The sequence below is a fragment of the Bullifex sp. genome (assembly GCF_034103065.1).
In the GTDB taxonomy this organism is placed as follows: domain Bacteria; phylum Spirochaetota; class Spirochaetia; order Sphaerochaetales; family Sphaerochaetaceae; genus Bullifex.
In genome coordinates this window covers 1-11,570 of record NZ_JAXEGN010000279.1, presented here as the reverse complement: position 1 = coordinate 11,570, position 11,570 = coordinate 1, and the positions used below count along the sequence as shown (strand labels likewise).

10 protein-coding genes are annotated in these 11,570 nt (G+C 34.5%); 5 read left to right on the top strand and 5 right to left on the bottom strand.

Translation table 11 applies throughout. The features are described from left to right. Positions 1-99 precede the first annotated feature (99 nt). Genes SOY52_RS10570 through SOY52_RS10550 form a run of 5 tightly spaced genes read left to right on the top strand, consistent with a single transcriptional unit; the run spans position 100 to position 3,243 of the window. Positions 100-1,020 (top strand): metal ABC transporter substrate-binding protein, encoded by a 921-nt coding sequence (locus SOY52_RS10570; RefSeq protein ID WP_320848919.1) that lies wholly within the window; start codon positions 100-102, stop codon positions 1,018-1,020. Beyond that, complete coding sequence (locus SOY52_RS10565; protein ID WP_320848918.1) at positions 1,017-1,721, top strand: metal ABC transporter ATP-binding protein; 705 nt, start codon at positions 1,017-1,019, stop codon at positions 1,719-1,721. Before SOY52_RS10570 ends, SOY52_RS10565 begins: the two co-directional genes overlap by 4 nt. Then, positions 1,714-2,547, top strand: coding sequence for a metal ABC transporter permease (locus SOY52_RS10560; protein WP_320848917.1), 834 nt, complete (start codon positions 1,714-1,716; stop codon positions 2,545-2,547). The genes SOY52_RS10565 and SOY52_RS10560 overlap by 8 nt, the downstream gene beginning before the upstream one ends. Positions 2,548-2,582: 35 nt before the next feature. Then, positions 2,583-3,131 carry a hydrolase gene (locus tag SOY52_RS10555; RefSeq protein WP_320848916.1) on the top strand — a complete coding sequence of 183 codons (549 nt, stop codon included), beginning with the start codon at positions 2,583-2,585 and terminating at the stop codon, positions 3,129-3,131. Beyond that, entirely contained in the window at positions 3,115-3,243 is a 129-nt protein-coding gene (locus tag SOY52_RS10550; RefSeq protein ID WP_320848915.1) for a hypothetical protein, read from the top strand. Before SOY52_RS10555 ends, SOY52_RS10550 begins: the two co-directional genes overlap by 17 nt. Here the strand turns inward: SOY52_RS10550 and SOY52_RS10545 are convergent. The 5 genes from SOY52_RS10545 to SOY52_RS10525 all read right to left on the bottom strand — a co-directional run. Beyond that, positions 3,227-4,375, bottom strand: coding sequence for an aminoacetone oxidase family FAD-binding enzyme (locus tag SOY52_RS10545; RefSeq protein ID WP_320848914.1), 1,149 nt, complete (start codon positions 4,373-4,375; stop codon positions 3,227-3,229). The two genes, SOY52_RS10550 and SOY52_RS10545, sit on opposite strands and share 17 nt — an antisense overlap. Further along, positions 4,372-6,162, bottom strand: coding sequence for an aspartate--tRNA ligase (aspS, locus tag SOY52_RS10540; RefSeq protein ID WP_320848913.1), 1,791 nt, complete (start codon positions 6,160-6,162; stop codon positions 4,372-4,374). The genes SOY52_RS10545 and aspS overlap by 4 nt, the downstream gene beginning before the upstream one ends. 65 nt (positions 6,163-6,227) lie before the next feature. Then, positions 6,228-7,409 carry an AAA family ATPase gene (locus SOY52_RS10535; protein ID WP_320848912.1) on the bottom strand — a complete coding sequence of 394 codons (1,182 nt, stop codon included), beginning with the start codon at positions 7,407-7,409 and terminating at the stop codon, positions 6,228-6,230. A gap of 418 nt (positions 7,410-7,827) precedes the next feature. Beyond that, positions 7,828-11,028, bottom strand: coding sequence for a carbamoyl-phosphate synthase large subunit (gene carB / locus SOY52_RS10530; protein ID WP_320848911.1), 3,201 nt, complete (start codon positions 11,026-11,028; stop codon positions 7,828-7,830). 1 nt (position 11,029) lies between these two features. Then, positions 11,030-11,570 (bottom strand): glutamine amidotransferase-related protein (locus tag SOY52_RS10525; protein ID WP_320848910.1); only part of this gene is annotated, 541 nt, incomplete at its 5' end.

The following is an 11,570-nucleotide window of genomic DNA, read 5'->3' as shown; positions in this document are numbered from 1 at the left end:
TAGTCATGAAATTGAGAAGGCGATGGAAAAGAGTGGATTAAAAATTGACTCTGATCAAGTAATCCAGTGTGTTTGTGATAAATGTAGGAGCAGTGAGAATTGAAGAAAGCTTTAATAATATTTCTATCTATATTTTTACTTCTTTCTTGTACTAAGAGTGAGGAGAATAAAGATAAATTAGTTATCAGTGCAACAAATTTTCCTTGCTATGATGCTGCTCGTGCAGTTTTTGGTGATAAAGCAGATATCAAGATGATTTTACCATATGGAGGAGAGAGTCATTCATATGAACCAACTAGTGAAGATATCATCAGAATAATGAATTCTGATTTATTTATCTCAACTGGTGGAGAAAGTGAAAGTTATGTTGATAAAATTTTATCCTCATTGGACAAGGAAGTAATTAATTTTCGCTTGATAGATAATGTATCACTATTGTTAATTGAATCAGATGAAGGAATTGTTCAAAAGGAAGAGGAAGAAGAGGGAGAGGTTTTTGATGAACACGTATGGACAAGTATTTCAAATGAAATTGAAATAATAAAATCCCTCTGTGAAGTTGCTATCTCTATTGATCCAGTGAATGCTGATACATACATAGCAAATAGTGATTCATACATATCCTCTTTAATAGAAATAAAAGAATCATTTGAAGAAATTATAGCTTCTTCAAAGAGAAAAACTTTAGTTGTAACAGATCGTTTTCCTCTTGCCTGCTTTGCATCTGAATTTGGTTTAGACTATATTGCAGCTTTTCCAGGATGCGCAAGTGAGAGTGAGGTAAGTGCTAAAACTGTTGCTTCTTTAATTGATTATGTTAAAGATAATAATATCCCAGTAGTTTTACACATGGAGCTTGCTAATACACTCTTATCAAACGTTGTAAGTGATGAAACAGGGTGTAAGGTCCTTGAATTTAATTCCTGCCACAATATTTCTAAAAGAGAAGGGCTAGAGGGTGTTACTTACGTAGATTTAATGAAAAAGAATATTGATGTAATTAAGGAGGCCTTGAATTGAAACCTCTAATAGTTGGTAAGAACATAACCTTAGGTTATGAAGATCAAGTAGTTGCTAAAAATCTAAATTTCACTGTTTCTGAAGGTGATTACCTTTGTATCTTAGGGGATAATGGTGCGGGAAAATCTACACTTGTAAAAGCAATATTGAATTTACATGAACCATTAGAAGGCAATCTAGATTTTTCCTTTGATCGCTCTGAAATAGGTTATTTACCTCAGAGATCTCAAATACAGAGAGACTTTCCTTCCTCTGTTTATGAGGTGGTGTTATCTGGTTGTGTTAATTCCCTTAAAAGTAGATTCTTTTATGATAAAAATGATAAGAAGCGGGCTTTAGATAATATGGCTAAGCTTGAAATCTTAAACCTATCAAAGCAACCATTTGCTCTTCTATCAGGTGGACAACAGCAGAGGGTATTACTTGCTAGAGCTTTGTGTGCTGCCAAAAAGGTATTACTTCTTGATGAACCTGTTTCAGGGTTAGACAGCCATACTTCATCTGAACTTTATAAAATTATTGATAACTTAAATGAAGACAAAATGACTATTATTATGGTAACTCATGACGTCCATCCTGCTTTAAATAGTGCTAATACAATCTTACATTTGGGAAAATCATTCTTCTTTGGAAAAAAGGAAAGATACTTTGAGAGTGAAGTAGGTAAAAAATATTTAGAGGAGAGTGGCCACCATGATTGAGATGTTTTCTTATTCTTTTATGCAAAGGGCAATAATAGTTGGTCTTTTAGTATCACTTTGCTCAGCATTACTTGGAGTATCATTAGTACTTAGACGTTTTTCCATGATTGGAGATGGTTTATCTCATGTAGGCTTTGGAGCTTTAGCTGTTGCTACTATTTTCTCTTTTTCACCTCTTGCTTTTACAATACCTGTTGTTGTAATAGCCGCTATTTTGATATTGAGAATTAATGAGAAAAGCAAAATTGGAAGTGATAGCGCTATTGCACTAATTTCATCATCATCTCTTGCAATAGGTGTAATGGTAATAAGCTATGTTAAAGGTACAAATACAGATATTAATAACTTCCTTTTTGGATCTTTATTAGCAGTAAATAAAACTGATGCAGTATTTTCTATAATCCTTTCCTTAGCTGTACTTCTTTCATATATTCTTTTATATCCAAGACTATATGTAGTTACCTTCGATCCTGTATTTGCTAGATCTGCATCAATTAAAGCAGATAGATATACAACTCTATTAGCAATTCTTTCTGCTCTCACAATTGTACTTGGTATGAGGATGTTAGGCTCCCTGCTAATAAGTGCTTTAATAATTTTTCCTTGCTTAAGTGCAAAAAGAGTTGCAACAACGTATAAGGGGGTGACAATTCTTTCTGCTGTCATTTCGCTTTCTGCCTTCATGATTGGAATTACAATTAGTTATAATGCTGGTACTCCTGTAGGTGCATCTATTGTAATTGTACATTTAGCAATATTTATTGCTCTTACAATTTTCAGTTTTATAAAAGAGTATTATCAACAAAAAAGACTTCTAAAAGAGTAATAAAAGAAATAATATCAATTATTAGAGGACTAAATATGTTAAGTAGAGATGAAGCCTTAGAAGTTTTTAAAAAATATAATAAAAGTGAAAGCTTACTACACCATGCATATTGTGTAGAGGCTACGATGAGAGAATTTGCTCTAAAGAAGGGTGAGGATCCTGAGTATTGGGGTATTGTAGGCTTACTACATGATATCGATTGGGAAATGTATCCAGAAGAGCATTGCAAGAAAGCTCCAGAGTTACTTGCACCTTATTTTGATGAGGATTTTATCCACTCTGTTTGTTCTCATGGTTGGAGTATTTGCTGTGATGTTGAGCCAACAAAAGAGATGGAAAAAATCTTATTTACTATCGATGAATTAACTGGTCTTGTATATGCTACTGCATTAATGAGACCAGAAAGAATGGTTGGTATGAGTGTTAAATCTGTAAAGAAAAAGTGGTCAAGCAAAGGCTTTGCTGCTGGTGTAAATAGAGATTTAATTCTCAAGGGCTCAGAGCTTTGTGGTATCGAGCTTCCTGAATTAATTCAAACTACTATTGATGCTCTAACGAAGGTTTCTGATGCAATTGGACTATAAAGATGATTGCGCTTGGCAAATTGATGATCCTATGATTGAGTGGACTGGTCGTGCAGAAGGTATGGACGACCAGCAATTTGCTTTTTCAGATATTATTAAATCTGACGATTAGAAATAGAAAGGTATGCGCAGTATGCACTTGAGAATGCGTAAGTGAGGTTGTATCCACCACACTCGCCATCAACATCTGTGCATTCACCAATTATGTAAAGATTATCGACTAATTTTGACTTAAATGTGGTTTTATCGATTTGTGAAGAATCAACACCACCTTTAGTTACTGTTGCAAGATTAAGCTTATCAAGTTTTACATTTAGTTTTAAAGAAGTAATATTCTCCATTATTTCTTGAATGTCTTTTTTAGAAAGTTCTGCTACTTTCTTTTCTGAGCATGATAATACTACTTCTAAAAATGATTTAGGCAATAAAGTTAAATCATGGATTGCATTAATGCATTTTGTTTTCCCATTTTGGTTTTTAATTTCTTCTTTATCTAGATTAGCAAAAGTAAGTATAACTTCATCATTATTTTCTACAAATCTAGACATATTCATAACCATTGGGCCTGTTATACCTCTTTTTGTAAATAAGATAGGTCCTGTGTATTTCTTCTTTTTATGGGTTAGTGTTACGTTGTTAAGTGTAATACCCTCTAACTTTTGAGTATTGATACTATCTGTGATTAGTGCACTTAATGCTGGCCTGAGAGGAATTATTTTGTGCCCAAGGGATTTTAAAATAGTAAAAAATGAGCCATCAGAGCCAGTTAGAGGATATGATGCACCACCCGTTGCGCATACAACTACTTTCGCCTCATAGCTTTGTTTATTTGTCTTAACAATAAAGTAGTTATCCTTTTTCTCTATTGAAACTACTTCTTCATTGAGATGGATATTTTTTAAATCCTTTACCAATGCATTCTTGATATCATTTGCATTATTAGAGGTTGGAAATACCTTTCCATCTTCTCTAATGTATGTTTCAACACCTTTTACTTTAAGATATTCTCTTATACGTTCTGGACCAAAGGCATAAATTGAAGGAGATATAAAATTCTTTTTGTCGTAGTAATGAGTAATAAATGATTTTATATCTTCACTATGTGTAACATTACATGCTCCATTACCTGTTATTAATAATTTTGAGCATAGTTTATTTGTTTTTTCAAAAAGATGAGCTGAGGGAATTAAAGAAGAAAGGAAGGAGCCAGCAGCTCCTCCCCCAATTATGATTGTATCTATCACTTTTCTTCCTGTACAATTTTTAACTTAAGGTCATTAAGCTGGCCCTCTTCTACATATGCAGGGCAGTCATCCATTGGTGACATTGCAGCTGTATTTTTAGGGAATGCAATAACCTCTCTAATTGTATTAACCTTGCTGATAATCATGCAAAGTCTATCAATTCCTGGTGCAATTCCTCCGTGTGGTGGTGGAGAGAATTTAAATGCATCAAGTAAGAAGCCAAAACGCTCTTGAGCAACATCATCTGGGAAGTTACAGATTCTGAAGATTCTCTTCTGAAGCTCGATATCATGAATTCTTATTGAACCTGAAGCAAGTTCATAACCATTTAATACGAGGTCATAAAGATCGCCCTTTACAGCACCTGGATCACTTTCAAGTGTATCAATGTATTCAGCCTGTGGCATACTGAACATGTGGTGAGCAGCTTCCCAATGGCCTTCATCTTCATTGTACTCAAAGAGAGGGAAGTCAATAATCCAGCAGAATGCAAATTCATCTTCATTGATAAGCTTTAAATCTGCACCAAGCTTGCTTCTTACAGCACCTAAGCTGTTACAGCATTTCTTCCAGTTGTCATGAGCAACTAATAAGATTAAATCACCATCTTTAGCACCTGTTGTTTCAAGTACTTCACTTTCAAGACCTGCAAAATACTTAGTAACACCACCTGAAAGTTTTCCATCTTGAACCTTCATCCAAGCAAGACCCTTAGCGCCGTAAACCTTAGCCGCATCCTCAAGTTCTGTGATGTACTTTCTTGTATAGTCAAAACCATCTTTGTGAGGTGCTACAATGTACTTAACTGCACCTTTACCTTTTAATGGTTCTAAGAATGCATTGAAAGTTGATTTAGCAGCAAATGAAGAAGCATCATGCATTTCAAGTCCAAATCTTAAATCTGGTTTATCGCAACCATAAGTATTTAGAGCATCGTTATATGCAATTCTCTTAAAGTGCTTTGGAAGGTCAACATCTAACACTTTCTTAAATACATCATTAAATAGATCTTCCATCATTAATAGTACATCATCTCTAGTTACATAGCTCATCTCGATATCGAGCTGGGTGAACTCGAGCTGTCTATCACCTCTTGGATCTTCATCTCTATAACAGCGAGCAATTTGGAAGTATTTATCCATACCACTTACCATTAATAGCTGCTTATAAAGCTGTGGTGACTGTGGAAGAGCAAAGAATTTACCAGGATAAATTCTTGAAGGGACTAAGAAGTCTCTAGCACCCTCTGGTGTACTTCTGATAAGGGTAGGTGTTTCGATTTCTAAGAAATCAGTTTTATAGAAGTACTCTCTAATAGCTTTAACAATCTTATGTCTTAAAACTATTCTATCGGTCATACCTTTACTTCTTAAATCAAGGAAGCGGTACTTTAATCTTAAGTCTTCTTTAGCATTACACTCATCATCGATCATGAAAGGAAGAACAGCACACTGAGATAGAATTTCAATCTTCTCCGCTTTAACTTCAATTTCCCCAGTAGCCATATCTGGGTTAATCATGCTATCTGGACGACGACGAACAATACCTTTGACTGCAATACAGTATTCAAGTTTTAAGGAAGCTGCTACTTCCTGAAGTTCTTGAGATGCATCATCATCAACTACAACTTGAGTAAGACCATAGCGGTCTCTAAGATTTATAAAATGAAGGGCACCATGGTTTCTATCTCTGTGGACCCAACCGTTTAGGATTACGCTTTTACCTTCATCTGTAGCTCTAAGATCACCACATGTGACTGTTCTCTGCATAAAAGCTTCTTCTGACATGTTATTCTCCTGCCTGAAATAGGATTACATTATGGAATAATATCATCATCCTATTTTCTTTACAATTATTTAGTTGATGCAGCTAACTGCTTAGTATACTCTCCTTTAAGATACTTCTTGCTATATACATCGCTCTTTCTAACATTCTTTCTGTCTGAGAGACGGTGTAAAGAACTCTTTCCTTGATTATCTTTACTTACTAAATAAATTTGGTCTCTTCTTAGAGATTCATCCATTAACATACTTAGTGATGAAGTTGCAAGCATTTGAGATCCCTTTTTGTTGATTCTATTGTCTGAGAAAAAGTTTTGTAAAAAACCAGCTAAATTAACACTTAATGCAGATCCTAAATCGTTTATTAATATTGTACCACCAGTATCTAGTGCTTTTAGTAAGACAGGAAGAATACAACAAAGATGAACAATACCTCTGCCAAGTAGTTCCTGATCTTGGAAAAGTCTTAACTTTCGTTTCTTTATGATATCTCCTGTTTCGTTATAGACATCTTGTGATAGCTCTGCATCAATGTAGGATCCCATCTTAATTAGTTTTAAATCTGAAAAACCCATATCTATGTTTTTTAGTATAGTATTGGCAGTCCTAATCCTATCTTCATTTTCTAAGTATAAGTTTAAATATTCTCTCTTAGGTTCACAGATAAACTCAAGATTTTGGAAAAATTCCTTTACATCTAGAATACTATTTTTTATTGATAAATTTAGTTTATCTGCAATTGATAAAAATAAAACAGATTTTGAAGGGGAGAGTAGAGATGCTTCATTACGGCTTAATGAAGTAATTTGAAGCTCATCTCCATTTCTTTTAAATATTGGAGTTAATCTTTCAGTTCTCTTAAATAACCATTCTTTTGTTATTTTATTATCATTAATTACAAATCCATATTTATAAAAACTACCATTTTGAATAATTTCAACTTCAAGATGAGTATCTAATAGTGATGAATACTCTAAAAGAGCAAAAGGCTCATTAAACATAACAGTGTTCATTGAAGATGATAAAAATACCATTTTCTTCATGAAATTCAAGGTTTTTAAGAGATTTGTCTTTCCAGATTCATTATCACCAAATAGTGTTATGCTTCTTAGAACACCAATATTACCTGGAACAAGGTCTGTGCTAACAGTTGCAATATTTTCTTCCATCACCTTGTCATGGCTAGCAAGGAGAGAAAGAGTTTGTTCATCATAAAAAGAACGATAATTTTTAAAAGTAAAATTAATAAGCATTATTTGTAATCTCCTTGGCTTAAATACTAAATCTTAAATATATATTTTGCAATTATTTTGCAAATATTTATATTAAGAAGCTTGAAAATAGATAAGTTAACTTATTTTTTTGATATTCATTATTAAAAATATTTTTAAAGTCGTTATGTCATAAGTATCTAAAAATCTTTAGGGGGGGGGTAATAGATCTAATATTATTCTGCTTATTTCTTTAATAAAAAAAAATTATTTTGGCTTAAAAAATTTTATAGGTATTAAAAAGGTATAAAAAAAGGTGCTGCTGACCGCCATCAATAGGTGTGTTGAGGGAAATTGTGACAGACAGTTAGCTAGCACCAGCTATATATTAACATACAATCTTTCTAATAAAGTGTAAACACTTTTTTAGTAAAAAATATTCAGATTAATAGCTCTTTTTTCATTTATTTCTTAATTCTCGAACTATATACTCCTTTTTCTTTAAGAATTCTATTGCCAAAGTCGCTGCATGAGCGGCACTAGTTGTAGTGGTATATGGTATTTTATTGCGCATTGCCTCAGTTCTAATATCATCATCACTCTTTCTAGAATGGAATCCCATTGGAGTGTTGATAACAAGATCAATTTTGTGTGCTCTTATCATATCAACGATATTTGGGTGGCCATCATTAACCTTTAAGACGACGTTTGTTAAAATACCTTCGTTAAATAGATCCCTTGCAGTACCTTTTGTGGCAAATAGCTCAAAGCCTAACTCTTCAAGTTTTTTTGCAATTGGTAGAATAGTTTTTCTATCCTTTTTATTTACAGAAATTACTACCCTTCCTTTTCTTGGAAGTAGGTTACCACTAGCAGCTTGGCTCTTTGCATATGCCTCACCGAAGGTTGTTCCAATACCTACAACTTCTCCTGTTGATCTCATCTCAGGACCTAGTTGAGGATCTACATTTAAGAATCTATCGAATGAGAATACAGCTTCTTTGATAGCCCAACCAACAGTACATCTTCCTGTTGCGATATATTCACCTTTCTTAACTAAGCCTTGAGATACTAAATCTTCACCTTCCCAAACTTTTACTGCAGCTTCAACAAGATTTACTGAACTAGATTTTGAAATAAAAGGTACAGTTCTTGAAGCACGTGGGTTAACTTCAATTATGTAAAGCTTTCCATCTTTTTCAGCAAACTGGATATTCATGAGGCCTCTTACATTTAGTTTTGTTGCAAGTTTTAGAGTCCATTCTTTCATCTCTTGGATAATTTCAGGTTTACTTTTATATGGAGGGAAAACAGCAGCGCTATCACCAGAGTGGATACCCGCAGCCTCGATGTGTTGCAAAATACCTCCAATATAGATGTGCTTACCATCTGAGAGAGCATCAAGATCATACTCAAATGCATCCTCTAAGAATTGGTCTACAAGTACTGGAGCTTTTTCACTAATTTCAAGGCCACTTGTTAAGAAGAATTCCTCAAGTCCAGCTGTATCATATGCAATGAACATACATCTTCCACCAAGAACAAATGATGGGCGGAGGAGAACAGGGAAGCCAATTTCTTTAGCTTTATTTATTACATCCTCTTTGCTAATACCCATTCTGTTTTCAGGTTGTCTGAGTCCAAGTTCTTTAACAAGATCTGAGAATTCTCCTCTATCTTCAGTTCTATCAATACTATCAAGAGATGTTCCAACTATTTGTGCACCAGCTTTTTCAAGGTCTGCTGCCATATTAAGTGGGGTTTGACCACCAAGTTGAACAACAACTCTGTTACACTTTTCTTTTCTCATTATCTCTATTACTTCTTCACTTGTAAGAGGTGAGATATAAAGTCTATCTGAGGTATTAAAGTCTGTTGAAACGGTTTCAGGATTGCTGTTTACCATAATTGTTTTTCTTCCTTTTGCTCTGTAAGCAAGGGAAGAAAGGGTACAACAGGTATCAAACTCTAAGCCTTGTCCAATCCTATTAGGTCCAGAAGCTAGAATAATTACAGCATCCTCTCCAAGTGGAGTGCCTTCATCTGCTTCACTATAAGTAGTATAGCAATATGGTGTTAGAGCCTTTGCTTCTCCAGCACAAGTATCAACATAGTGAGTTGAGATATGAAGATTAAGTTCATCTCTCATTTTTTTAACTTCCTCACTTGTAATCTTAGCTAAGGTTGCAATTCTCTTATCAGACATGCCATTTTCTTTAGCTTCAATTAATAGTTCGTTTGTAAGGCCTTTTTCAATTTTTTTATCGAGTTCAGCTTGTTCATATAAAACATATAAGAAGTAAGGATCAAAGCCTGTTATTTTATTTACTTCAGCAATAGCATCTATACCTTTTTCTTTAATTACAGTATAAGCTGCTTCTAATCTTAATGGATGTGCTGCATGTAAAATTGTATCAACATCACCTTTTAATTCCTGAAGGCCTTCAACCTTTCTTTCTGCACTTCTTAATGCTTTATTTAATGCTTCACCACAGGTTCTTCCAAGTGCTAAAGCTTCACCAACACTTCTCATTTGAGTGCCTAAAGCAGAAACAGGGAGTGGAAATTTTTCGAGCTCAAAGCGAGGAACCTTAACTGCTACATAGTCTAATGCAGGTTCGAAGCATGAAACAGATTGTCCTGTAATTTCATTTACTACTTCATCGAGAGTATAACCAACAGCAAGCTTTGCAGAGCATCTAGCAATAGGAAATCCTGTTGCCTTACTTGCTAATGCTGATGAACGTGATACTCTAGGGTTCATCTCAATTACAATCATTCTTCCATCTTTTGGATTGAGTGCAAATTGAACATTTGAACCACCACAATCAACACCTACGGCACGAAGGATATTAATTGAAGCATCTCTCATCTTTTGTAGCTCTCTATCTGAGAGAGTTTGGCTAGGTGCAATTGTAATACTATCACCTGTATGGACACCCATTGGATCGATATTTTCGATGGAACAAACAATAATAGCATTATCTCTATTATCTCTCATAACTTCCATTTCAAATTCTTTCCAACCAATTAAAGACTCTTCTATTAAAACTTCATGAACTGGACTGATTTCCAATGCTCTTTCAACTAGAGGAAGGTATTCCTCTGGTTTTTCAGCAATTGATCCACCCATACCACCAAGAGTGAAGGATGGCCTAATAATTAATGGAAGAGGTATTTCGTTTAGTACAGCCTTTGCTTCTTCAAGAGAGTGAACTATCATAGATTTTGCACTTTCAAGGCCAAGGCTTGAAACAATCTTTTTAAATTCACCTCTATCCTCTGCTTTATTAATTGCATCTGCAGAAGCACCAATAACCTTTACTCCATACTTTTCAAGAATACCCTTTTCTTGAAGTTCCATAGTAAGGTTTAAAGCACTCTGTCCTCCCATTGTTGAGAGTATTGCATCAGGTGCAACCTGCTGAAATATTTTCTCAATATACTCAACCTTTAAAGGTTCTAGGAAGATATGGTCCGCAATTCCTGGAGTTGTCATGACAGTTGCAGGGTTAGGATTGATAAGTGATACTTCGTAACCTTCTTCCTTTAATGCTTTAACTGCCTGGTTACCTGAGTAGTCGAACTCACATGCTTGTCCGATAACAATTGGACCTGAACCGATTACTAAAATATGGTGGATATCATCTCTTCTTGGCATATTAAAGCTCCTTTAAAAATTCATCAAAGATATCATTTTTGTCGTGAGGACCAGGTGATGCTTCAGGGTGGAACTGTACTGATTTAACATTATTTTCTCTTGAAATTATTCCTTCTACTGAATCATCATTTGCATTTCTCATCCATACCTCAACGCCTTGTGGTAGAGATGATTCATCACTCATAAATCCATGGTTTTGGCTTGTTACAAAGGTCTTGCCTGTTAACATATCTTTAACTGGTTGGTTACCACCATGGTGACCAAAATCCATCTTGCAAGTTCTTCCTCCAAGGGCAATAGTGAGTAATTGGTGTCCAAGACAAATTCCACGAATTGGAATTCTTTTTAAACATTTTTTAATTTCATTTACTGTATCAGAAAGTAGGGCAGGGTCTCCTGGTCCATTTGATAAGAACAATAAATCATATCCCTTATCGAGTACATCCTCAGCCTTGAAGGTAGGAGGAAATAGTGTTACAGCACAATTTCTTTGATATAAATCATCGATTATTGAGTATTTAATACCATAATCTACTACAGCA